This is a genomic window from Streptomyces sp. S186 (genome assembly GCF_051603415.1).
Classification (GTDB): Bacteria; Actinomycetota; Actinomycetes; order Streptomycetales; family Streptomycetaceae; genus Streptomyces.
Genome location: NZ_CP193932.1, coordinates 4924311 through 4947264, shown reverse-complemented (window position 1 = coordinate 4947264; position 22954 = coordinate 4924311). Strand labels below are relative to the sequence as shown.

General features: G+C 73.5%; 17 protein-coding genes. 6 read left to right on the top strand and 11 right to left on the bottom strand.

The features are described from left to right. Window positions 1–102: 102 nt before the first annotated feature. Window positions 103–1347 (top strand): MFS transporter, encoded by a 1245-nt coding sequence (locus ACRAS8_RS21415; protein ID WP_438487607.1) that lies wholly within the window; start codon window positions 103–105, stop codon window positions 1345–1347. Here the strand turns inward: ACRAS8_RS21415 and ACRAS8_RS21410 are convergent. Next, on the bottom strand, window positions 1322–1546 hold the full coding sequence (locus ACRAS8_RS21410) for a DUF397 domain-containing protein (RefSeq protein WP_438487606.1): 225 nt from the start codon (window positions 1544–1546) through the stop codon (window positions 1322–1324). The two genes, ACRAS8_RS21415 and ACRAS8_RS21410, sit on opposite strands and share 26 nt — an antisense overlap. Further along, the gene (locus ACRAS8_RS21405; RefSeq protein WP_438487605.1) at window positions 1533–2357 is read right to left on the bottom strand and encodes a helix-turn-helix domain-containing protein; all 825 of its coding nucleotides are present in this window, start codon (window positions 2355–2357) and stop codon (window positions 1533–1535) included. The genes ACRAS8_RS21410 and ACRAS8_RS21405 overlap by 14 nt, the downstream gene beginning before the upstream one ends. Window positions 2358–2532: 175 nt before the next feature. Here ACRAS8_RS21405 and ACRAS8_RS21400 point away from each other — a divergent pair, with 175 nt between their 5' ends. Next, a complete protein-coding gene (locus ACRAS8_RS21400; RefSeq protein WP_438487604.1) occupies window positions 2533–2868 on the top strand; it encodes a hypothetical protein in 336 nt (111 codons plus the stop codon). Window positions 2869–2884: 16 nt separating this feature from the next. Here ACRAS8_RS21400 and ACRAS8_RS21395 read toward each other — a convergent pair whose 3' ends face one another. The 6 genes from ACRAS8_RS21395 to ACRAS8_RS21370 form a co-directional block, all read right to left on the bottom strand. After that, window positions 2885–5113, bottom strand: coding sequence for a tetratricopeptide repeat protein (locus tag ACRAS8_RS21395; RefSeq protein WP_438487603.1), 2229 nt, complete (start codon window positions 5111–5113; stop codon window positions 2885–2887). Between the two features lie 39 nt (window positions 5114–5152). After that, window positions 5153–6172 (bottom strand): nucleoside triphosphate pyrophosphohydrolase, encoded by a 1020-nt coding sequence (locus ACRAS8_RS21390; protein WP_438487602.1) that lies wholly within the window; start codon window positions 6170–6172, stop codon window positions 5153–5155. Between the two features lie 112 nt (window positions 6173–6284). Next, complete coding sequence (locus ACRAS8_RS21385) at window positions 6285–6926, bottom strand: SurA N-terminal domain-containing protein (RefSeq protein WP_438487601.1); 642 nt, start codon at window positions 6924–6926, stop codon at window positions 6285–6287. Between the two features lie 234 nt (window positions 6927–7160). Beyond that, window positions 7161–8852, bottom strand: coding sequence for a protein kinase domain-containing protein (locus ACRAS8_RS21380; RefSeq protein ID WP_438487600.1), 1692 nt, complete (start codon window positions 8850–8852; stop codon window positions 7161–7163). Then, the gene (locus ACRAS8_RS21375; protein WP_438487599.1) at window positions 8849–9451 is read right to left on the bottom strand and encodes a hypothetical protein; all 603 of its coding nucleotides are present in this window, start codon (window positions 9449–9451) and stop codon (window positions 8849–8851) included. The genes ACRAS8_RS21380 and ACRAS8_RS21375 overlap by 4 nt, the downstream gene beginning before the upstream one ends. A gap of 221 nt (window positions 9452–9672) precedes the next feature. Continuing rightward, window positions 9673–11913 (bottom strand): N-6 DNA methylase, encoded by a 2241-nt coding sequence (locus ACRAS8_RS21370; protein ID WP_438487598.1) that lies wholly within the window; start codon window positions 11911–11913, stop codon window positions 9673–9675. Window positions 11914–12146: 233 nt separating this feature from the next. Between ACRAS8_RS21370 and ACRAS8_RS21365 the strand changes: the two genes are divergently transcribed. After that, window positions 12147–12941, top strand: a complete 795-nt coding sequence (locus tag ACRAS8_RS21365; RefSeq protein ID WP_438487597.1) for a DUF4190 domain-containing protein — start codon at window positions 12147–12149, stop codon at window positions 12939–12941. Window positions 12942–13098: 157 nt separating this feature from the next. On the opposite strand, the gene ACRAS8_RS21360 is transcribed toward ACRAS8_RS21365, so the two are convergent. Further along, on the bottom strand, window positions 13099–13884 hold the full coding sequence (locus ACRAS8_RS21360) for an HNH endonuclease family protein (RefSeq protein ID WP_438487596.1): 786 nt from the start codon (window positions 13882–13884) through the stop codon (window positions 13099–13101). A gap of 137 nt (window positions 13885–14021) precedes the next feature. On the opposite strand from ACRAS8_RS21360, the gene ACRAS8_RS21355 reads away from it, so the two are divergent. Together ACRAS8_RS21355 and cpt are read left to right on the top strand one after the other, a co-directional pair. Continuing rightward, entirely contained in the window at window positions 14022–15506 is a 1485-nt protein-coding gene (locus ACRAS8_RS21355) for a DUF2079 domain-containing protein (protein ID WP_438487595.1), read from the top strand. A gap of 63 nt (window positions 15507–15569) precedes the next feature. Next, window positions 15570–16106 carry a chloramphenicol phosphotransferase CPT gene (gene cpt / locus ACRAS8_RS21350; RefSeq protein WP_438487594.1) on the top strand — a complete coding sequence of 179 codons (537 nt, stop codon included), beginning with the start codon at window positions 15570–15572 and terminating at the stop codon, window positions 16104–16106. Between the two features lie 200 nt (window positions 16107–16306). Here cpt and mfd read toward each other — a convergent pair whose 3' ends face one another. Further along, the gene (gene mfd, locus ACRAS8_RS21345; RefSeq protein ID WP_438487593.1) at window positions 16307–19849 is read right to left on the bottom strand and encodes a transcription-repair coupling factor; all 3543 of its coding nucleotides are present in this window, start codon (window positions 19847–19849) and stop codon (window positions 16307–16309) included. Window positions 19850–20126: 277 nt separating this feature from the next. Here mfd and ACRAS8_RS21340 point away from each other — a divergent pair, with 277 nt between their 5' ends. Continuing rightward, a complete protein-coding gene (locus tag ACRAS8_RS21340; protein WP_438487592.1) occupies window positions 20127–21785 on the top strand; it encodes an MFS transporter in 1659 nt (552 codons plus the stop codon). Between the two features lie 18 nt (window positions 21786–21803). Here ACRAS8_RS21340 and ACRAS8_RS21335 read toward each other — a convergent pair whose 3' ends face one another. Continuing rightward, the gene (locus ACRAS8_RS21335) at window positions 21804–22844 is read right to left on the bottom strand and encodes a cellulose-binding protein (protein ID WP_438487591.1); all 1041 of its coding nucleotides are present in this window, start codon (window positions 22842–22844) and stop codon (window positions 21804–21806) included. Between the last annotated feature and the right edge of the window lie 110 nt (window positions 22845–22954).

Sequence of the window (22954 nt, the reverse complement as noted above, 5' to 3'; positions counted from 1 at the left end):
GGTAGGCGCGCAACCGCCTTCCCCACCCATCTCACAGCACGATCGATGTAATGAAAACTATGTGTTGGACCGATGGATGGTCCCGGCCGGACCCTTGACCCCATGAGAACCCCCGCACAGGACATGAGAACCGCCGCACCAGCCGCCACGGAGGCGCCGCCGTCGCGTCTGGGCCGCGGCACCCTGCTCCTGATGTCCGTCGCCACCGGCCTCGCGGTCGCCGGCAACTACTTCGCCCAACCCCTCCTGGACGTCATAGGCCACGACCTCCACCTCTCCACCGGCACCGCCGCACTGGTCGTCACCGTCGCCCAGACCGGCTACGGCCTCGGCCTGCTCCTCCTCGTCCCCCTCGGCGACCTGCTCGAACGCCGCCGGTTGGCGGTCACCCTGTGTGCGCTCACCGCCGCCTTCCTCACCGTGACCGCGAGCGCCCCGAACGGCACGCTGCTGCTCGTCGGCACCGCCCTGACCGGCCTCACGTCCGTCGCCGCCCAGGTCGTCATGCCGTTCGCGGCGACGCTGTCCGCACCCGCCGAACGCGGCCGGACCGTCGGCACCGTCATGACCGGCCTGCTGCTGGGCATCCTGCTCGCCCGCACAGCCGCCGGCCTGCTGGCCGAACTCGGCGGCTGGCGCACGGTGTACTGGGTCAACGCCGTCCTGATGCTGGCGATGGCGGTACTCCTGCGACTCCGGCTGCCCGCCCTCCACACCACCGCCGGACTGCGCTACCCGGCCCTGCTCCGCTCGACGCTGGCCCTGTTCGGGCAGGAACCGGTGCTGCGTTGGCGGGCGGCGCTCGGCGCCCTGACGTTCGCCGGCTTCAGCGTCCTGTGGACCGCGGCGGCCTTCCTGCTGTCGGGCCCCGCCTACGGCTGGCAGGAGTCCACGATCGGTCTGCTGGGGCTGGTCGGCGCGGCCGGTTCGCTCGCCGCCTCGACGGCCGGCCGACTGGCTGACCGGGGCTTGGCGCACCGCGTCACCGGTGTCTGCGCGGCCCTGCTGCTGGCGTCCTGGGGCCTGCTCGCGGCCGGCGGCTCCGGCGACGGCTGGTCCCTGGCGGCCCTCCTGGCCGGCGTGATCGTGCTGGACCTCGCCGTCCAGGGCGTGCACGTCAGCAACCAGAACCTGATCTACGGCGTCCGCCCGGAGGCCCGCAACCGCCTCAACTCGGCCTACATGACGAGCTACTTCACCGGCGGCGCGGTGGGCTCCGCCCTGACATCGGCGGTCTGGGGCGCGGGCGGCTGGGAGGGCGTCTGCACGCTGGGGGCGGGCATGGCGGGGGCCGCGGTGGCGGTATGGGCAGCGGATTGGTTCAGGCGGAGAACTCCCCGCGCCTGATGGCCGTTACGAACGCCGACCAGCTTGCGGAAGGGAAGATCAGCGCGGGGCCGGTGGGGCGCTTGCTGTCGCGGACGGGAATGTTGGCGTGGCCGCGGGCGACTTCGAGACATTCGCCCTGATCGCCTCCGCTGTGGCTGGACTTGTACCACCCGGTGACGGTGGACGAGTTGGCGACGATGCCCTTACTGCTGACCATGCGCGTATTCCTCTGCTGCCGCCCTGACGAGGGCCAGTGACTTCTGCTGCGACAACGCGTCGCCCAGAGCCAGAGCGTAGGCCGTCTGGCAGGCACTCACCAGCGCCGGATCATCCATCAAGTTGCCGGTCATGAAGCCCTCGACGTAGGCCACCGGGGCCGAGTCCTCGAAATTCATGAGTGTGAGCAGACTCTGTTGGAGCGCGTGTGCCCCCACGTTGTACGGCAGTACGTGGAGGCACAGCCGCCCGGCCTCGGCCATGTCCGCGATCCTCTGCAACTGCTCGGCCATGACCTGTGGGCCGCCGACGGGGCGCCGGAGAACGGCCTCGTCAAGCAGCGTCCAGGCGACGGGCTGCATCGGCCCGTCGAGGATGCGGCGGCGTTTCGTTCGGATGACGACGAATTCGTCAAGCTCCTCGGCCGTGTAGTTCGGCCAGTAGGCGCGGAACAGGGCGCCTGCGTAGTCGTCGGTCTGGAGCACGCCGGGGACCAGCGTCAGCGCGAAGTTCTGGATCAGTGTGGCGCGTTGCTCCAACTCGGCCACGGCCGCGAAATGGTCGGTGTACTTCGACTCCAGATCCTCCAGCCACCGGACGAAGAACCCGTCCGTCCCCAGCGCCTGGTCGATCCGCTGCGCGTCATCCGGGTTCGGAAGCCGCCTGCCCGCCTCGAAATGGCTGATCAACGTCGGCGAGCACACGACGCGCTCACTCAGCGCCTCCTGCGTCATTTTGGCCGAGAGGCGCCGGATCCTCAGCTCCTCCCCATACTTCTGCCTGGGCGTCCGTGACTTGCGATACCTCTCCATGGCGGAACTCCCCTACTTGACCACGGCATTGTCGGGCTCGACCTACTGGCAGCGTAGCCAGAACAGACCCGACTCTGTGAGGGAACGGCCACACAGCGTAAAGAACCGCAAGACCCTCGCGACCGGCGTGCACCGGCCCGAGGGCGTGGCCACCAACCCCACGGAGGTTGACGACATGACCGAGCCTAATCGACTGCCCATGGACGGCGGGCGGCTTCTGCCATGGACCAGTTCGGAAGGGAAGCCCTGCTACCTCCTCGCGAGCGACGGGACCGGGTACATCTCCCGTATGGCCGACCAGATCGAGGCGGCACAGATCGACTCGGCCGCCGATCTCATCGAGGAAGCCCACCACGTCCTGCGCGAGCGGACCTGGACACCCGGCGAAATCCACCTGCTCGCGGCCGACTTGACCGCCTCTCTCACCGACGTCCGCCGGGTGGCGGTGAGCCGGGGCGCCCGGCTGCCCGCTCCGGCACGCCTTGAGGCCGATGGGACGCATCCCGCCTGAGGGGCGGGGGCTCCGGCTACTGGGCCTCCCCGAGGGCGCGCTTGGCTCCGGGGTGGCCCAGGGCCGCGGCCTTGCGGTACCAGGCGGTGGCCTCGGCCTCGTCGCCGGACTTCTTCGACAGCTCGGCGAGGCGGAACGCGCCGTAGGCGTCGCCCAGTTCGTAGCCCTTGAGGTACCAGGTGCGCGCTGCGACGGGGCGGCCGTGCTGTTCGAGGAGCGTGCCGAGGTTGGCCGCGTCGAGGCCGCCCCGCTCGGCCTCGTCCTGGAAGAAGTTCACGGCGCGTTCCAGTGTGTCGACGCTGAGGGGGTTGAGGAACTCGGCGGCGCACGCATCGCCTGACGCCGACGCTCGGCGCATCCAGGCGTCGGCGACCTTGCCTTCGTGCCACAGCAGGTGGATGACGCCCATGCCCCGCGCCACAGGCTCGTAGCGGGCGGCGGCAGCCTCCAGGTAGCTGTCGAAGGCACCGTGGACGTCACCCCCGCCGAGCCGCAGGTCGCCGAGCAGATGTGCCGCCTCCGGATTCCCGGACTTCGCCCCCGCCGTGAACCAGTGCTCGGCCCGGGCCCGCAGCAGCTTCCCCAGCAACACGGCCGCCTCGGCATCGCCCGCTTCCGCCGCGGTCTCCAGGAACGGCTCGGCGGCCTTCCCCTCGCCTCGCTCGGCGAGTATCCGGCCGAGCCGGCCCGCCGACTGCGGCTCCCCGGCCTCGGCCGCCCGGCGGAACCAGCGCTCGGCTTCGTCACCCTCGCCCAGCGACTCGGCGAGCAGGCCGAGGTTGTGGAGGGCGGAGGTGTCTCCGGCGTCGGCGGCGCGCTGGAAGGCGACCCGCGCCTTCGCCGCGACCTGCGCGTACTCGTACGCCTCGTCCGTGCGGGCCACCTCCAGGGCGCAGCCCCACACCGGGCCGGGGACGTCCGGCAGTTCCTCGTGCCAGGCCGCCGCCTCGACGAGGATCGGTGCGGCCCGCCAGGTGTCCCCCGTCACGCGGTCCAGCAGCCGCAGCAGCCCGTACCGCCGCTGGGTCGCCCAGGCGCGGGCGTCCTCGGCCGACTCCCGCTCCATGTCGGTCACGTCCGCGTATCCCTCGTGGACCTTGAGGAGCAGGTCCATGGGGAGCGGGCCGGTGAGGCCGCAGCGGGCGAGATCCCAGGCGGCGCGGACCAGGGCGTGGCCGCGCGGGTGGCGATCGGTGCGGCGGGCGCGCCGCCACTCGTCCCAGAGGAGGGGGCCCAGGGCGAGGTAGGCGGGGACGCCCTCCGGGCCGCTGGACGCGACGGCACCTATCAGGCGCGGATCTCCGGTGCGTGCGGCCTCCCCCGCCAACCGCTCCCGCTCCGCCGGGCTCCACTCCCGGGCCAGTTCGACGATGTGGGCCAAGTCGAGGACCCGGCCGCCGGGCTGGGCGCGGCAGGCGTCGTAGGCGTCCTCCCGCATGGTGGCGACCACGACGACTTGGAGGGCCGCCAACTGGGCGAGCAGACGCGGCTCCAGTCCGCCCTCGCCAAGGTGTTCGTCGAGGTCGTCGAGCCAGATGAGGTAACGCTCCGGGCGGCCATGCAGCAGGGCGGGCAGGCCGCGCAGATCCGTGCCGCGGGGTGGCGCGAACACCCTGCGGCCGGCCGGGCCTCTGGCCATCGCCTCCAGTGCCGTGCGCGACTTTCCGGTGAACGGCTCGCCGAGGAGCAGCACCAGGCCGCCGCCGGCGCGCGCCTGTCCCAGCGCCGTGTCGAGTTCGTGATCACGGTCGCGGAGGACATAGCGAGGAAGGGGTGCATGCCCATGAACACGGTGGGTGGGCCGTACGCCGAAGGCGATCGGGTCCAGGTCCGCTGCCGTGGGCCAGCTCTCCGGATCGGGGAGGGTGCCGGCGAAGCCGGAATGCGTGATGGTGAGGCCGCTGATGGCGTCCGCCTGGATCACGGGGCCGTGGGTGGTGCCGCCGGAGACGATGTTGCGGACGGTGGCGGGGCGCCCGGCGAGGGCGTGCGGCTCGGCGGATGCGGAAACGGGAGCGGGCGCGGGCGCGAGCAACTCGTCTACAAGGGAGCGGAGTTCAGCGGCGGCCGAAGGTTCGAGCCCCAGCCGGCTGCGTAGGACGGCAAGCCACCAGCCACGGGCCTGCGACGGTTCTTCGGGCGGGCTTCCCACCAGCCCCAGCCGGGCGGCTGCCGTCCGCGCACTCGGCCCGCCGGCGGGGTCCGCGAACAGCGCGGCCGCCCGCTCCACCAACTCCTCGTCCACCCAGGCCCCTCCCCCTCAACTCCCACTCCCCCAACGGTACTAAGTGCCGCTCCCCTCGGCCGCCACCACCGCATCCCGATAGGCGCGGGCCGCGGCGCGCAGGGCCGCCTCCGGGTCGACGCCCTCGGACTCCGCGCGGATGGCCAGGGCCAACAGTTCGTAGCCGATCCCGGCACCCGACGGCAGGGGCACGTCCAGGCCCGCCGTGCGGACACGGGAGGCGAGTTTGGCGGTGAGGGCGAGGGCGGGCTGGGCAAGGGGGATGCCGTCCGTGATCGACTCGCGTTGCTTTTCCTCGGCCTTGGTGCGGAGCCAGTGGGTCTTGACGTCCTCGGGGGTCTCGGCGGGCTCGTCGCCGAAGACGTGGGGGTGGCGGTGGAGCAGCTTCTCGACGAGGGTGCCGGCCACGTCGTCGATCGAGAACGGGGCGTCGGGGTCGTCCTGGGCGATGCGGGAGTGGAAGACGACCTGGAGGAGGACGTCGCCCAGCTCCTCGCGGAGGGCTGCGCGGTCGCCCTCCTCGATGGCCTCGACCAGCTCGTACGCCTCCTCGATGCCGTACTTGGCGAGGTCACGGTGGGTGCGGATGCTGCTCCACGGGCACTCGGCGCGGATCTGGTCCATGACCTGGACGAGGTCGAGCAGCCGGGCGCCGGGGAGGTCGTAGGAGCCGGGCAGCAGTTCCAGGTCGGGCATGGTCTCGCGGCCCGAGCCGGCGAGCCGGGCCAGGCCGTCGGTGAGGGTGCTCTCGCCCTCGGCGGAGGTGAGGACGACGGCGGTGCGGGCATCCGGCACGCAGTAGTCGACGAGTTCGCGGGCGGTGGGGGCGGCGGTCTCGACCGTGATGCCGGCCTCGCGGAGGTAGGGCAGCTGGGGGTGGTCGGCGTCGGCGCACAGGACGCGGTCGGCGGCGCGCAGGGCCTGCCAGGCGGGCCAGGAGAGCAGGCCGGGGGCGACCCGGTGGCTGGTCGTGAGCAGGATCAGGCGGCCGGTGCCCTCGGGGCGGGGGGCGGCGCCCGGACCGGCGGCAGGGGTGGCGTCAGCGGCGTCAGCGTTCACGTAAACGAACGTAACGCACGGCACTGACAGTGACAGTGACGGTGACAGTTGCAGTGCTCCGCGCGGACGTCGCCGGGGCCGGCCCGGCCCGGTCCCGGCGAGGCCCGCGCGGCTACGCCTCCTGCCGCGGCGGCGCCGCCGGCACCAGCCACGGCGTCCTGGTCTCGCCGAGGATCACCTGCTGGTCGTCCCAGGTGCCGTAGCGGGGGTTGACGTCGACGCCCATGGCGCGGGAGGTCCTGGCCAGTGCCTCGACGAGGGCGCGCTGGCCGTCGGGGCGGGCGCGGTCGGCGTGCAGGTGCTTGGCGAGGCCGTCGATGAGGAGCTGGTTGCGGACCACCTGGTCGATCTGGTCGGGGGCGGTGCCCTGCTGGAGCCACATCGCCTTCAGCCGGGCGGCGCCGCCGGCTCGTTCCTCCGCCTCCGCCCGGGCGTTCTGGAGCTCGGCGCGGGTGACCGTGACCCCGGCGTCGCGGGCGGCGCGGGCCAGCACCTCGTCGAAGATCATGCCGTTGAGGGTGGAGGGGCCGAGCCGGCCGGTGTTCGTGATCATCTCCTTGCCCTGTGGGGACGCGGCCTGGGCGGCGCGGATGTCCTTGACCCGGCCCTGGAGCTCGGCGACGGTGATCCGCTTGCCGTCCACGATGGCGGCGGCGCCGGGGTGGGCGTCGGTGCCGCAGGCGGTGAGCAGCGGGGTCGCGGCCAGCAGCGCGGCGGCGGCGGAAACGGAGAGCGCGGTCCTTCGGCGGAACACTTGGCCTCCCGGCGGGATGCAGTTGGATGCAGAGCGTGCGACGGAGTGATGACCAATGACCTAGGTACGACCTTCGGTGATCGATGCTAGGGAGTCGGCGTGGCGCGGGCCACTGCTTCGGGCAACGAGCCGTGCGGGGGTCGGTTCCGGCGGTGGGCGCCCGGCCCGCCCGTGTGGCGCACCACCGCGCTGCGCACCCGCCAACCCTGCGCGCCCGCCAACCCCGCGCCCCCGTCAACCCTGCATCTGCGCCAGCCAGTACAGGGTCCGGCGGATCTCCGTGGGGAAGGCGTGGTGCGGGCCGTGCAGGCGCTCGGCGTCGTGGAGGAGGCGGGCGAGGGTCTCCTTGGCGGCGCCGTGTTCGCCCTGGGCCAGCAGCAGGTGGCCGATGGAGCGGCGGATTTCGAGGGGGCGGACGGGGTCGTCGGCGTAGTGCTCGAAGTACGGGAGGAGGGCGCGGTACTCCTCCAGGGCCTGGGCGACCTCGCCGAGCTGTTCCAGGCACTGGGCGGCGTCGTAGTGGAACTGGAGGGCCTGGCGGGTGGCGCCGGCGCCGGACTCCTTGGCGTACTGCTCGGCCAGGATGCGGAGTTCGGGCAGGGCGCGGCGGTACTGGCCGTCGTCCATGAGGGTCGCCGCGTACTGCTTGCGGAGGGTGCGGACGACCGGGGAGTGGGGGCCGTGGCGTTCGGCGGCGGCCGGGAGGATGCCGCCGAGGATGTCCACGGCGCGGGTGATGCGGCCCTGGTCGAGGAGGAGTTTGACCTCGTCGACGGCGGCGGCGACGTCCGGGCCGGATCCCGATGAGGAGGACGTCCGCGGGGCGGCGGGGGCGGCGCCCGGCTCGGGCGGGGCCGGGGGGCGGGGCGCGGACGGCGCGGAGGCCCAGGAGGCGTTGCCGGCGAGGGAGGCGCGGGGGTCCTGGACGGCCCGGGCGGCCGCCTGCTCGGGGACGCGCGGAGTTGCCAGCACCGTCGGGGTGGGCGCGGGCACCGGGGAGCCGGCGGAACGGGCCGGCCAGGGGGCGTGCGGCCGGCGAAAGGGGCGGGTGGGGTCCATGGGGGCCAGCGGGGGGTGCGGGCCCGCAGAGGAGGTGGGCAGGAGGGGGGCGAGGGCCGCGTAGACCTCCTGGGCGTCGGCGGGGCGGGCCCGCGGGTCCTTGCGGAGCAGGTGCAGGACGAGCGCTTCGAGGGCCTCGGGGACGTCGGGGCGGAGCCGGCGGACCGGGACCGGCTCCTCGTGGAGGTGCCGGTGGAGGACGCCGAGGGCGGTGGAGCCGGCGAACGGGACCTGGCCGCTGAGGAGTTCGTGCAGGAGCACCCCGAGGGCGTAGAGGTCGGTGTACGGGCCGACGGCGCCGCCCATGGCCTGTTCGGGCGCCATGTAGGCGGGGCTGCCGATGGGCGAGCCGGTGTGCGTGAGGCGGGTGGTGTCGGTGTCGAGGGCGGAGGCGATGCCCAGGTCCAGGACGATGAGGGAGCCGTCCGGCCGGATCATGACGTTGCGGGGCTTGAGGTCCCGGTGGACGATCGGCACCGCGTGCACCGCGGCCAGCACGGCGCACAGCTGGGCGGCGACGGAGACCGCCCACGGCCAGGGGTAGGGGTCGTGCTCGGCGAGGTGGTCGGAGAGGTCGGCGCCTTCGACGTACTGCATGACGAGGTAGAGGTCCTCGTCGTCGCTGCCGGCGTCGTGGACGGTGACGAGTCCGGGGTGGTCGACCTGCGCGGTGACGCGGCACTCGCGGACGAAGCGGCGGCGCATCTCCTCGCCGTCGGGGGTGCCGGCGACCCGGTCGGGGCGGAGCAGTTTGACGCCGACCCGGCGGTCCAGCCGGCGGTCGTAGCCGATCCAGACCTGGCCCATGCCGCCCTGGCCGAGCAGCACGGAGAGTTCGTAACGGTCGGCGATGACCCGTCCGTTCAACGTCCCTGCTCCTTGCGGAGGTAGTCGCTGAGTTCGTCGAGTTCGGCGCGCACCTGGTCGATGCGCTGCGGCGGGGGCGGGGGCGGGCGGTGCTCGGGCGCATACGGGGCGGGGGGCGCGGGCTGTGGGGGCTGTGCGGCGCCGGCCGTCGTGGCGTACGGGTTGCCGGGGGCCGCGCCCGGGGGCACCGGGTAGGGCGGCGGGGCATAGAGAGGGGAGAAGGGCGCGGCGGGGTAGTGCGGCGAGGTGGGCGGCGCCGCGTGGGCGGGCGTCCGCTCCGCGCGGAGGTCGACGGCGAGGTAGTACGCCACGACGCCGGCGATCTGGAGGAGCAGGAGACCGACGCCGAGGTTGGTGCGCCAGTCCGTCTCCGGGAAGCTGACGATCAGTACGCAGGTGCCGATGAACAGGGTGACCTGGCCGGCGAAGAGCCACCAGCCCAGCGGCCGGCGCTGCACGAGCGCGGCCCGCAGCATCGCGGCCCAGGCCAGGAAGCCCAGGCTGAGCACGGTGGCGGCCACGAAGAGCACCCGCAGGGCGAGGACCGTCCCGCGCGCCCGGGGGTGGTGCGGCGAAGGGGCCGGGACTGGGCCGTGCATTACTGCTCCTGACGGATCGTTCGTGACGGAGGCCGGGGCCGTTGTCATCACGGCAGCCTGGTGCGCCGGCCCGGGTCCGCCGGTGCGCACACGTGCCTGCGAGCGTATATACGACTCCTGACGCGCGCCGGGGGTTGTGCGGAATGCGGGCAAATGTGAAGGCGCTGGTCCCGCGCCCACACGGCGGGCGAACCCGCGGGCCGCCGGCTGCCGGCCTCCGCTCAGCCCGGATCGACCGATCCGTCCGTCAGGCCGTCGTGGAGTCCTTGGACGAGCTGCTCGCCGAGCCGGGAGGCCAGCCGCAGGGCGCTTTCGAAGGCGGCGAGGTCGGCGAACCGGCGGCCGTAGCGGCGCTGTTCGGCGAGCGGGAGGCGGGGCAGCTGGAGGCGGCGGACGTCGAGCCGGGTGGCGGTGGAGGCGTAGCTGCTGGCCTGGCGGTTGTTGGCGGTGCCGCGCAGGAAGCCGGCCAGGAACCAGGGGTCGAGGGCGGCGGCGTCGGGGCGCAGCAGGGTGAGGTTGCGGCCGAGGGCGGCGCCGGCGGTGGCCTCGTCGACGACCCGGGCGGTGGCGCCGCCGCCGAGGACCGGGACGACCACGTCGCCCTCCTGGACGAGGACGGGCTCCTCGGGGGGCGTGCCGGCGGGCGTTTCGGGGAGCGTGCCGGAGGGGGCGAGGCCGCCGAGGACGTCGTGGTCGGTGAGGACGGCGGGGGCCGGATCGGGACCGGCGGTGCCGGCGCCGCCGGCGCGCAGGACGAGGGCGCCGGAGCGGGCGAGTTCGCCGACGGTGGTCTGCGGCCAGCGGGCGGCGGCCGCTCCGGGGGCGGTGGTGTCGGGGGCGGTGGTGTCGGGGCCGGGGAGCGGGGTGAGTTCGGTGGTGCGGGCGAGGGTCGCGGTGAGGCGGTCGTGGACGCGGGCGAGTTCGGCGGGGCCGCCGGCCGCGGCGAGCGGCGGCAGGTGCCGGGCGGGGGCGAGGTCGACGTCGTCGCCGAGGAGGTCGATGGCGGCCAGCGAGCGGCGGACGCCGGGCACCTCCTCGATCCCGCCGTCGCGGTCGAAGTCCCGCCAGGCGTCCAGGGCGGTGGCCCGTACGGTCTGCCAGTCGAGCTTGTCGCGGCCCGGTCCGGCGGGGGCGGCGGTGTCGACGACGAGGAGCTGGGGGACGAGTGGGGCGGTGCCGCCGCGCAGCGGCGACGGTGAGGGGTGGTGGTCGGGCGACGGGCGGGCCGGGCCGCCGGGCTTGCGCAGCACCCACAGGTGCAGCGGGATGTTGTTGGGCGGGGCGGCGCCGGCGGGGAGCGCGATGACCGCGCGCAGGGCGCCGCGGCGGAGCAGGTCGGCGCGGATCCGGCGGCCGGAGCGGCGGGAGGCGGCGGCGGGCGGCATGAGGAGGACGGCGGTGCCGCCGGGCCGCAGCCGGGCCAGCGCGTGCTGGACCCAGGCCAGTTCGGATTCGGTGCGGGCCGGGAAGCCGTACTCCCAGCGGGGGTCGTAGGCGAGTTCGTCGTGGCCCCAGTTGCGTTCGTTGAACGGCGGGTGGGCGAGGACGGCGTCGGCGGCGAGCTGCGGGAAGGCGTCGGCGCGCAGGGTGTCGGCGGCCCGGACGCGGATGTCGGCACCGGGGGCCTGAAGGGCGAGCCGCAGTGCCGTGAGGGCGGCGAGGTCGGGGTCGAGGTCCTGGCCGTGGAGGGCGGGGGCCGTGGCGGGGGCCTGGCCGGCGGTTTCGTGGGTGGCGGCGAGGAGTGCGCCGGCGCCGCAGGCCGGGTCCAGGACGGTGGTCAACGGGCCCGCCGTGGCGACGAGTTCGGCCATCAGGGCGGCCGGGCCCGGCGGGGTGGGGGTGTACTGGCGGGGGTTGGCGTCCAGGTGGCGGCCGAGCAGGAAGCCGTACGCCTCGGCGGCGCCGTCGGCGGTGGCGAGGTCGCCGGTGGCGCGGACCAGGGCGGCGGAGTGGGCGAGGGCCGCGCGGGTCAGGCCGCGCACCGGGTGCTCGGGGCCGAGCCGGCCGGTGAGGACGGATTCCAGCATGGCGGGGAGCACGCCGGTCAGTTCGGCGTCGTCGGCGGCGGCGCGGAGCCGGCGCCAGGCGGCGGGGCGTTCCTGGACGAGCAGCAGGACGGCGCCGGCCTGGCGGAGCGCGGCGGCGGCGCCGGCGGGGTGGCCGACGAGCTGCTGCCAGACCCGTTCACGGGCCGGGACCTCGGCGAGTTTGCCCTGGTCGCGGAGCCATTGTTCGACGTCGCGGAGGGCGAAGGCGGGGCTGGTCTCGGTGCCGCCGACGGGTTTGGGGAAGTCGGCGTGGCGGCGCCGCCAGTTGCTGACCGCGGCCCGGCCGACGCCGGCGAGCCGGGCGATGCCGGCGGCGGTCACCTCGGTCGGGCGGGCGTCCGCCCGTCGCCCGACGGCCGCGCGCGCCCCCGTAGCGCCGCGGCCCGCGCTGTCGTCCGTCGCCTTCTCCGGCACCTGTGTGGCTCCCGTCCTGATGACCCCGTGACCGTCTGATGACCCCGTGACCGTCATGTGACCTCTGTGTCGACGAGCATACCCATGCACTACGAACGAACCACTTCACGACGTGAACCTAGGTGTTTCGTGAACTCGTGTTGACTCGGTTCACAGCCTCTGCTCTTATTGACCCACCGCTTCACCCACCGATTCAACGGAACGACTCCAGCGCCCGGAAGGGGCCCCTTCGCATGTCCCAGCAGATGCAGTACCAGCCCGTCCCGGAGGGGGCGCCCGGCATGCCGACCCCCGGTCACCACCAGGCGGCCCGCAACGGCCTCGGCATCACCGCCCTGATCCTCGGCATCATCGGCACGCTCAGCGGCATCCCGATGGTCCTGTTCTGGCTGGCCGGCCCGCTCGGTCTGCTGGCGCTGATCTTCGGCTTCGTGGGGCTGAGCCGGGTCAAGAAGGGGCAGGCCACCAATAAGGGCGTGGCGGTGACCGGCACCGTCCTCGGGGGCCTCGCGATGATCCTGGCGATCGTCGGGATCATCGTCACCGTGCTCGCCGTCAACAAGGCCGTCGACGAGATCAACAAGCAGGTCAACGGCTCCCAGGCACAGCCCAAGGACGGCAGCAAGGGCAACAAGAACTACGGTCCGGGCGCCGTGGCGACCTACCCGGACAAGGGCCTGGAGGTGAGCGTCGCCAAGCTCGCCCCGTACGCCGTCGGCGACATCGCCTCCGGCCACACCGCGGGCAACAAGGCATACAAGGTCACCGTCCAGATCAAGAACAAGGGCAAGGCCGCCTTCAACCCGGCCCTGACCCAGATCAAGGCCAAGACCGGCACCGACGGCCGCAAGGCGGAGCAGATCATCGACGGCAAGATCGGCATCGGCTTCGACGGCTCCATCGCCCCGGGCGCCACCGCCACCGTGGACGTCGCCTTCGACGCCCCGTCCAGCGCCAAGGAACTCGACGTCGAGGTCGCCCCGGACATCGACATGCAGGGCGTCTTCTGGAAGCTGCCGACCCGCTGACCCCGCGCGGCGCCCCTGCCGGCCGCCGCCCCGACACCCCTCCGGCACAACGGCCCCGGGCCCGGACCGCGACCACCGCGGCCCGGGCCCGGGGCCGTCCCCACCGGGCGCGCGACCGCTCCTCCTACCCCTACTTCTCCTACTTCGCCGTGAACCGCTACTTGGCCGTGAACCGCGCCGGCGCCTCCGTCGGCGTCCCCCCGCCCGGCAGCGCCTGCCGCGGGCAGGAGTCGAGCACCTTCGCCATCGCCGCCTTCTCGGCCCGGGTCACCCACAGCCCGTACTTCCGCTTCACCGCCACCTGCCGCGCGACATACGTACAGCGGTAACCGGCGTACGAGGGCAGCCAGTCCGCCGCGTCCCCGTCGCTCTTGCTGCGGTTGGCCGACGCCTCCACCGCGATCAGGTTCAGCGGGTCGTTCGCCAGCGCCACCCGCTTGCGGGCCGGCCACTGCCGCGCGCCCGTCTGCCAGGCGTCCGACAGCGCCACCACGTGGTCGATGTCGACGGTGCTGCGGCCCCGCTGATAGCGCAGCGACTGCCCGGTGTACGGGTCCTTCGGCAGGGTCCCGGACACCACCACGCACTTCTTCGCGTCCCGGAACGCGGTCCCGCGCAGATCCCGCTTGAGGATGTCGTCACGGGTGCCGCAGCCGTTGCCGTCGGTGTCCGCCCAGGCCGAGCCGAAGCGGTCCCGGGCGTAACCGTCCTTCGTCCCCGGCCGCTTGACGGCCAGCGAGTCCAGCGCGCTGCGGGCACTGCCCGGCGCCCCCGCCCGCCCGCCGCCGTCCCCGGGAACGGACGCGCCCGGCCCGGCGTCCGAACGACCGCCGCCCCGGTTGCCGGGGCCGGAACAGCCGGCGACGGCCAGCAGCACTGCCAGGGCGGCGGCACCGACGGCAGGCGGGGCCGGGCGGCGGGCGGAGATGGCGATCCTTCTCACGTGGGGCGTCCAATCCGAAAAGCGTGGCAACAGCGTTGCGGGACAGGTGCACAAGGAGACGGGCCCGCCGGCGGAACACCGGACCGACCCGCACCCTCGTTCGGATATCTTTTCGGAAATCGAGAGTGAGGACGCCCATGGACACGGCCGCAGCAACGGCGGCGGACGGCCGCACCGGGCCCCGCCCCGGCACCGCCGCCGGCCCGTCGGCCGCGCCCGGCACCACCGCCCCGGCGCCGTCCCGGCCCGCCGCACTCCGCGCCGCACTGCGCGCCCCGCGCCTCGACCCGTACTGGACCGCCGGGTTCTTCTTCGTCGCGTTCGCCGTGCTCTCGTACTGGCGCTACCGCACGATGTCCACCATCTCCTGGGACCTGGGCATCTTCGAGCAGGCGATCCGCGGCTACGCCCACCTCCGGGCACCGGTCGTCGACCTCAAGGGACCCGGCACCAACATCCTCGGCGACCACTTCAGCCCCATCCTGGTGCTGCTCGCCCCCTTCTACCGGCTGTTCCCCTCCCCGCTGACCCTGCTCACCACGCAGGCCGCGCTGTTCGCGCTGTCCGCGATACCCGTCACCCGCGCCGCCGCCCGCCACCTCGGCCGCCGGCGCGGGCTGGCCCTCGGCCTCGCCTACGGCCTGTCCTGGGGCATACAACGCGCCGTCGACTTCGACTTCCACGAAATAGCCTTCGCGGTCCCGCTGATCGCCTTCGCCCTCGAAGCCGCACTGCGCGGCCGCTGGAACACCGCGGCCTGCTGGGCCGCCCCGCTCCTCCTGGTCAAGGAGGACCTCGGCGTCACCGCCGCCGCCATCGGCGCGCTCTCCCTGCTCCGCACCCGCCGCCCCGGCCCCCTGCCGCTCGCCCTCGTCGCCCTCGGCATCACCACCACCGCCGTCACCCTCAGCCTGGTCATCCCCGCCTTCAACGGCTCCGGCTCCTACGACTACTGGAGCAAACTCGGCGGCCACGGCACCTCCTCCCCCGCCATACCCGTCGACGTCGCCCTGCGCACCCTGCTGTGGACGCTGCTGCCCACCACCGGCCTGCTCGCCCTGCGCTCCCCGCTGCTCCTCGTGGCCGTGCCCACCCTCGGCTGGCGCTTCCTCTCCCACGAACCCCACTACTGGGGCACCGACTGGCACTACAGCGCCGTCCTGATGCCCGTCGTCTTCCTCGCCCTGGTCGACGCGATGCCGCGTGCGCTGGCCTCCACCCGCCCCTGGTTGCGCTCCTACGCCCACCACCTGCCCGCCGCCGTCCTGGCCGCCGCGCTCGCCCTCACCACCACACTGCCGCTGGCACGGCTGACCGAGGCCGACACCTACCGCACGCCCCCCGAAGTCCCCGCCGCCGAACGGCTGCTGGACCGCATACCCGACGGCGCGACCGTCGAGTCCGACATCCGCCCCCTCAGCCGCCTCACCGGCCGCACCCGCGTCTACTGGACCGGCGACACGGGTGGCCTGGCGCCCGCCTATGTCGCGGCGCAACTCCACGACGACCGCACCCCGCAGCAAACCCTGGCCGACGCGGAGGCCCGGCATCCGCGGGCCTCGTACGTCGTGCTCGGCACGGCCGCGGATCTTGTCGTCCTCCAGCGGACCTCGGCCCACTAACCGGGCCGGGACGGCCCGGAAAATTCCCAGGCCCGCGGCCGCCGGCCGCCCTACGGTGGCACGATGACCACCCATGCCCTCGTCCTCAACGGCGGTTCCAGCGCCGGTGTCACCTCCCTCGCCCGCGCCCTCCAGGACGTCCTCCCCCGCCCCTGGCTCACCTTCGGCGTGGACGCCTTCGTCGAGACCCTGCCGCCGGCCCTGACCTCCGCGCCGGACGGCCTGAACGTGGCCCCCGACGGCGCGGTCACCGTCGGCCCCGTCTTCCACCGCCTGGAAGCCGCCTGGCGCCAGGGCGTCGCCGCGATCGCCCGGACCGGCACGGGTGTCATCATCGACGACGTCTTCCTCGGCGGCGCCGCCGGCCAGCAACGGTGGCAGGCCGCCCTCGACGGCCTCAATGTCCTCTGGGTCGGCGTCCACTGTGCCCCGGAGGTCGCCGCCGCCCGCGAACGGGCCCGCGGCGACCGCGTACCCGGCATGGCCGCGGCCCAGGCCGAGCGGGTGCATCGCGGCGTCCGGTACGACCTGACGGTCGATACGGGGCGGCTGGATGCGGGGGCCTGCGCGGCGCGGATTGCCGCCCACGTGGTGGGTTGACGCCGCCGCCTTCGGCGGAAGGGTTGTTGGGGCGGGGCCGCCTCTGTGTGTGGTGGGTGCCGGGTGTGGGGCCTCCGGGGTGGGTGTTCGGACTGCTTCGCTTTACGTCCGAACACCCACCCCTCCGGCCCCACACCCTCCCGCCGGACGGCGACGATCCCCGCCCCTTGTGGGAAAGGGGAGGTCAGGGGTGCTCACGGTCAGGACAGAATCGTCGTGAGGAACTCACCCACCCACGCGAGCAACTCGCGCCCAACCAACGGCTTGCCGCCGATGCGGCCGGTCGTCGGGCGCGGGACCAGGATCTGGCGGGTGGCCGGCTTGAGGACCGTCCGCGGGTGCAGCCGCTTGAGGCGGAGTTCCTGGGACTCCCGCAACTCCACCGGGCCGAAGCGGATGTTGGAGCCCTGGAGGGTGATGTCGGAGACACCGCAGGAGCGGGCGAGCATCCGCAGACCGGCGACCAGGAGGAGGTTCTCCACCGGCTCGGGCAGCTTGCCGTAGCGGTCCGTGAGCTCCTCACGGACGGCGGTGACATCGGCTTCGCTGGCCGCGGAGGCAATGGCCCGATACGCCTGGAGACGCAGCTGCTCGCCCGGCGCGTAGTCGTGCGGAACGTGCGCGTCCACCGGGAGCTCGATCTTGACCTCCAGCGGCGGCTCCTCCTCCACCCCGCCCTCCAAGGAGGCCCGGTAGTCCGCGACCGCCTCGCCGACCATCCGGACGTACAGGTCGAAGCCGACACCCGCGATGTGGCCGGACTGCTCGCCGCCGAGGAGGTTTCCGGCGCCCCGGATCTCCAGGTCCTTCATCGCGACGTACATGCCCGCACCCATCTCGGTGTGCTGGGCGATGGTGGCGAGGCGCTCGTGGGCGGTCTCGGTCAGCGGCTTCTCGGGCGGGTAGAGGAAGTACGCGTAGCCGCGCTCGCGGCCCCGGCCGACCCGGCCGCGCAGCTGGTGCAGCTGCGAGAGGCCGAAGTTGTCGCCGCGCTCGACGATCAGGGTGTTGGCGTTGGAGATGTCGATGCCCGACTCGACGATCGTGGTGGAGACCAGCACGTCGAACTTCTTCTCCCAGAAGTCGACGACGACCTGCTCCAGTTGGGACTCGCCCATCTGGCCGTGGGCGGTCTGGATACGGGCCTCGGGGACGATCTCGCGCAGCCGGGCCGCGGCACGGTCGATGGACTCGACGCGGTTGTGGATGTAGAAGACCTGGCCCTCGCGGAGCAGTTCGCGGCGGATGGCGGCGCCGATCTGCTTCTGCTCGTAGGGGCCGACGAAGGTCAGGACCGGGTGCCGTTCCTCGGGCGGGGTGGTGATCGTCGACATCTCACGGATGCCGGTGACCGCCATTTCGAGGGTGCGGGGGATCGGGGTCGCGGACATCGTCAGCACGTCGACGTTGGCGCGGAGCTTCTTCAGCTGCTCCTTGTGCTCGACGCCGAAGCGCTGCTCCTCGTCGACGATGACCAGGCCGAGGTCCTTGAATTTCGTCTCCGAGGAGAAGAGGCGGTGGGTGCCGATGACGATGTCCACCGAGCCCTCCCGCAGGCCCTCCAGGACCGCCTTCGCCTCGGTGTCCGTCTGGAAGCGGCTCAACGCCCGCACCTTGACCGGGAATTGGGAGTAGCGCTCGCTGAACGTCCCGAAGTGCTGCTGCACGAGCAGGGTCGTCGGCACCAGCACCGCCACCTGCTTGCCGTCCTGGACGGCCTTGAACGCCGCGCGGACCGCGATCTCGGTCTTGCCGTAGCCGACGTCACCGCAGATCAGGCGGTCCATGGGGACGGACTTCTCCATGTCCTCCTTCACCTCGGCGATGGTGGTGAGCTGGTCGGGCGTCTCCGCGTACGGGAAGGCGTCCTCCAGTTCGCGCTGCCAGGGGGTGTCCGGGCCGAAGCAGTGGCCGGGCGCCGCCATCCGGGCGGAGTACAGCTTGATCAGGTCGGCGGCGATCTCCTTGACCGCCTTCTTGGCGCGCGCCTTGGTCTTCGTCCAGTCCGCGCCGCCGAGCCGGTGCAGCGTCGGCGCCTCGCCGCCCACGTACTTGGTGACCTGCTCCAGCTGGTCGGTGGGGATGTAGAGCCGGTCGCCGGGCTGGCCGCGCTTGGCCGGCGCGTACTCCACCAGCAGATACTCGCGGGTGGCGCCCTGGACCGTGCGCTGCACCATCTCGATGTAGCGGCCCACACCGTGCTGTTCGTGAACGATGAAGTCGCCGGCCTGGAGGGTGAGCGGGTCGATCTGCTTGCGGCGGCGGGCCGGCATCCGGGCCGCGTCCTTGCCCGCGGCCTTCTGCCCCGAAAGGTCCGTCTCCGTCAGCACCGCGATCTTCAGGCCCGGGTCGACGAAGCCGTTGTCGATCGAGCCACAGGCCACGTGGACGACGGACGGCTCGATCGCGCCGAGGTCGGCCTCCAGGCGGGCGGCGATGCCCTCGCCGCCCAGCACCTCGACGGTGCGCGCCGCCGGGCCGTGGCCCTCGGTGACGAACACCGTGCGCCAGCCCTCGGCCAGCCACCCCTTGGTGTCGGCCAGCGCCCGCTGGGTGTCCCCGCGGTACGACTCCGGGGCGTGCATCCCCAGCTTGAGGGTGTCCCCGTCGCCCTCGTCCTCCTCGCCCGCGGCGAACGGCGACACCGACCACCACATCATGCCCAGCTCGCGGGCCCGGTCGCGGACGTCCGCGATGCCCCACAGGGACGCCGCGCCCACATCGATCGGCGCCGCGCCGCCACCGGCGCTGGCCGCCCAGGACGCCTGGAGGAACTCCTGGCTCGTCGCCACCAGGTCCGCCGCCCGGGTCCGCACCCGCTCCGGGTCGCACACCACCGCCATGCTGCCCTCGGGCAGCACGTCCAGCAGCAGCTCCATGTCGTCGACCAGCACCGGGGCCAGCGACTCCATGCCCTCGACGGCGATCCCCTCGGCGATCTTCCCCAGCAGCTCGCCCAGCTCCGGGTGCTGCTCGGCCAGCTCCGCGGCCCGCGCCCGCACCTCGTCGGTCAGCAGCAGCTCACGGCAGGGCGGCGCCCACAGCCCGTGCTCGGCCACCTCCAGGGAACGCTGGTCGGCGACCTTGAAGTACCGGATCTCCTCGACGTCGTCGCCCCAGAACTCCACCCGCAGCGGGTGCTCCTCCGTGGGCGGGAAGACGTCCAGGATGCCGCCGCGGACCGCGAACTCGCCGCGTTTCTCGACCAGTTCGACGCGGGCGTAGGCGGCCGCCGAAAGGCCGTCGACGACCTCCTCCAGATCGGCCGACTGGCCCGTCCGCAGACTCACCGGCACCAGCTCGCCCAGCCCCTTGACCTGTGGCTGGAGCACCGAGCGGATCGGTGCGACGACGACCGACACCGGGCCCGCCGCCGGATCGTCCGCGCTCGGGTGGGCCAGCCGGCGCAGCACCGCCAGGCGCCGGCCGACGGTGTCCGACCGCGGCGAGAGGCGCTCGTGCGGCAGCGTCTCCCAGGACGGGAACTCCACGACGGAGTTCTCCTCGCCGGCCGGCATCAGCGAACGCAGCGCGGCGGCCAGATCCTCGGCCTCCCGGCCGGTGGCCGTCACCGCCAGCACCGGGCGGCCGGTCCGCCGCGCCAGCGCCGCCACCGCGAACGGGCGGGCGGCCGGCGGCCCGACCAGATCGACATGCGGCCGGTGTCCGTCGGACGCGGCCTTGACCGCTTCGGCAAGGGCCGGGTCCCGTACGACGGCGTCGAGCAGACCACTCAGGCTCATGAAAAGGTTCCGTCCCAGCGAGGCGAACAACGCGACCGGTCCGACACCCCCTCGGCAGCGCCGACGGCGCACACGGACCAGGGCTGCCCACCTTACGCCGGACCACCGACAACCGACCGCCCGGCGGCCGCGCCACCGCCGTCCCACACCGCGAGAAACCCCATTCCGCCCGGCCACCGCCCGTGCAAGGGTGGGAACGGAACCGTGCCGACTACACGTATACCCGTCAGCAGCGCCCTGGGGTCGGCCGCAGCGCAGCACCGCAGGAGGGGGCCCGGTGAGCCGCACCACGCAGCACAGCCACAGAGCCGACCGGAACGGCACCGCGAACCAGCCGCCCGACGCCACCGCCGCCCGGCGCGGCCCCGTCGTCGCCGCCCTCATGCTCGGCATGGCACTGGCCGCCCTCGACGCGACGATCATCGCCACCGCCGTCCCCCGCATCGTCGGCGACCTCGGCGGCTTCGCCGTCTTCTCCTGGCTCTTCTCCGGCTACCTCCTCGCCGTCACCGTCACCCTCCCCGTCTACGGCAAGCTCTCCGACACCTACGGCCGCAAGCCGATCCTGCTCACCGGCATCGCCCTCTTCCTCCTCGGCTCCCTGGCCTGCGCCGGCGCCTGGAACATGGCCTCCCTGATCGCCTTCCGCGTCCTCCAGGGCCTGGGCGGCGGCGCCCTCCAGGGCACCGTCCAGACCATCGCCGCCGACCTCTACCCGATGAAGGAACGCCCCAGGATCCAGTCCAGGCTCTCCAGCGTCTGGGCCGCCTCCGCGGTCGCCGGCCCCGCACTGGGCGGCCTGCTCACCAGTTACGCCGACTGGCGCTGGATCTTCCTGATCAACCTGCCCATCGGCGCCCTGGCCCTCTGGCTGATCCTCCGTCACTTCCACGAAACCCACCGCGAACGGCCGGCCACCACCGGCCGCCGCGCCCGCGTCGACTGGCCCGGCGCCCTCGCCGTCTTCGCCGCCGGCGGCCTGCTGCTCACCGCCCTCGTCCAGGGCGGCACCGCCTGGCCCTGGCTCTCCGCCCCGTCCCTGCTCCTGCTCGCCGGCAGCGCCCTGGCCACCGCGGCCACCGTCCTGATCGAACGCCGCGCCGCCGAGCCGATCATCCCCGGCTGGGTCTGGCGCCGCCGCACCATCTCCGCCGTCAACCTCGCCCTGGGCGCCCTGGGCCTGCTGATGGTCGCCCCGACCGTCTTCCTGCCCACCTACGCCCAGGCCGTCCTCGGCCTCGGCCCGATCGCCGCCGGCTTCGTCCTCTCCGTCATGACGCTGAGCTGGCCGATATCCGCCGCCCTCAGCAGCCGCGTCTACAACCGCGTCGGCATCCGCAACTGCGCCCTCCTCGGCATCGGCGCCGCCACCCTCGTCCTGCTCGCCTTCCCCCTGCTCCCCTACCCCGGCGCCGCCTGGCAGCCCGCCCTGCTCATGCTCGCCCTCGGCGCCGCACTCGGCCTCTTCCAGCTCCCCCTGATCATCGGCGTCCAGTCCTCCGTCGGCTACGCCGAACGCGGCACCGCCACCGCCTCGATCCTCTTCTGCCGCCAGGTCGGCCAGTCCCTCGGCGCGGCCCTCTTCGGCGCCGTCGCCAACGCCACCCTGGGCGACCGCCTCACCCACGCCCCCGACGCCCTCCGCACCGGCCTGCCGCACGACCTCGACGCCGTCTCCCGCGCCCTCCAGCACGCCGGCGCCCTCACCGCCCGCGCCGCCGACTACCTGCGCCGCGCCGTCGACACCACCGTCGAACACGTCTACCTGGGCGCCGCCACCGCCGCCGCCCTCGCCTTCCTCACCGTCCTCCTCCTCGCCCCCCGCCGCTTCCCCGTCCACACCGACACCCACCCGGCCGCGACCGAGACGGACACCGGCGGAACGACCGGCAGTGCGGACCCCCAGCCGCCGGCCGGCCACCGCCCCACCGGCTGACCAGCCCGCCCCGTCCGCTCACCGCCCGGTCTGACGCCGCCCCCCGGGACCGCTCCCGTCCACCCGCGGCAGCTCCGTCTCCACCGTCTGCTCGTTGTCCGGATCCCCCTGCACCTCCCGCTCCCCACCGCCATCGGAACCGGAATCCGTACCGGAAGCGGAACCGGAGCCGGCGAACTCCGCCGGGTCCTTCCCCGTCAGCGCCGCCAGACTGTTGCGCACATGCGTCATATGGATCCGGACCTCCTCCCGCGCCTCGTCGTGCTCCCGCACCACCCGCTCGGTGGTCCGCTCGATCCGCTCCGCCTCGACCCGGGCCTGCGCCAGCAGCTCCGCCGCCTGCGCCTCGGCGTCCTCCAGCCGGTGCCGCGCCGACTCCTCGACCTCTGCCGTCAGCCGCCGCCGCTCCGCCATCACCGCCTCCCCATGGGCGTCCAGCTGGGCGACCCGCTGGTCCATCTCCGCCCCCAGACGCGCCAGTTCCCGCTTCAGGGAGTCCCACTCCTCGGCGTGCCGGGTCTCCTGGTCCTTCAGCAGCTTCTCGGCCCGGCGCCGGGTCTCCGCCAGCTCCTCCGCCGCCTCCGCCCGGACCTCCTCGGCCTCCTGGACGGCCGCCGCCACCAGCCCCGCCGCCTCCTCGGCCGCCGCCTTCCCCGTACGCCGCGCGTCCTCCGCCGCCTCCGCCCGCAGCCGCTGCGCCGCCTTGTCCGCCGCGCCCTGGACCTTCTGCGCGTACGCGACCGCATCGTCGTGCGCCTGCTCCGCGTACCCCTCGGCCCCGGACCGCAGCCGCACCGCCTCCGACTCCGCCGTCGTCAGGATCAGCCGGGCCTGCTCGCCGAGGGACTCGTACGTCTGCTCCGGCAACTGCGCCACATAGGCGCGCAGTTCCGCGAGTTCGTCCTCCATCTCGTTGCACAGGACGGTCAGCCGGGCGGCCCGCTCCCAACAGGAGTCACGGTCGATCGAGAGCCCCTCGACGCGCCGGTCCACGTCCTCCGGGCGATAGCCGCGCCCCCGTACGGTCTCGAAACCGTGAGGCGAAACCGAAGTACTCATCCCTCAAGCCCCTCTCCCTGCGCACAGCAGTCGCGCGGACCCGTAAACCTCCGCACAGTCCCGCGCACATCTTTCTGGATCGGCCCGAAGCGGCTCCATCACGACACTCC

Excerpts from the sequence above, each read along its gene's own strand:
- ACRAS8_RS21405 (WP_438487605.1), bottom strand. The coding sequence starts at position 2,357 with ATGGAGAGGTATCGCAAGTCACGGACGCCCAGGCAGAAGTATGGGGAG.
- ACRAS8_RS21375 (WP_438487599.1), bottom strand. The coding sequence starts at position 9,451 with ATGCACGGCCCAGTCCCGGCCCCTTCGCCGCACCACCCCCGGGCGCGC.
- ACRAS8_RS21365 (WP_438487597.1), top strand. The coding sequence starts at position 12,147 with ATGTCCCAGCAGATGCAGTACCAGCCCGTCCCGGAGGGGGCGCCCGGC.
- ACRAS8_RS21400 (WP_438487604.1), top strand. The coding sequence starts at position 2,533 with ATGACCGAGCCTAATCGACTGCCCATGGACGGCGGGCGGCTTCTGCCA.
- ACRAS8_RS21355 (WP_438487595.1), top strand. The coding sequence starts at position 14,022 with ATGGACACGGCCGCAGCAACGGCGGCGGACGGCCGCACCGGGCCCCGC.
- mfd (WP_438487593.1), bottom strand. The coding sequence starts at position 19,849 with ATGAGCCTGAGTGGTCTGCTCGACGCCGTCGTACGGGACCCGGCCCTT.
- ACRAS8_RS21335 (WP_438487591.1), bottom strand. The coding sequence starts at position 22,844 with ATGAGTACTTCGGTTTCGCCTCACGGTTTCGAGACCGTACGGGGGCGC.
- ACRAS8_RS21415 (WP_438487607.1), top strand. The coding sequence starts at position 103 with ATGAGAACCCCCGCACAGGACATGAGAACCGCCGCACCAGCCGCCACG.
- cpt (WP_438487594.1), top strand. The coding sequence starts at position 15,570 with ATGACCACCCATGCCCTCGTCCTCAACGGCGGTTCCAGCGCCGGTGTC.
- ACRAS8_RS21410 (WP_438487606.1), bottom strand. The coding sequence starts at position 1,546 with ATGGTCAGCAGTAAGGGCATCGTCGCCAACTCGTCCACCGTCACCGGG.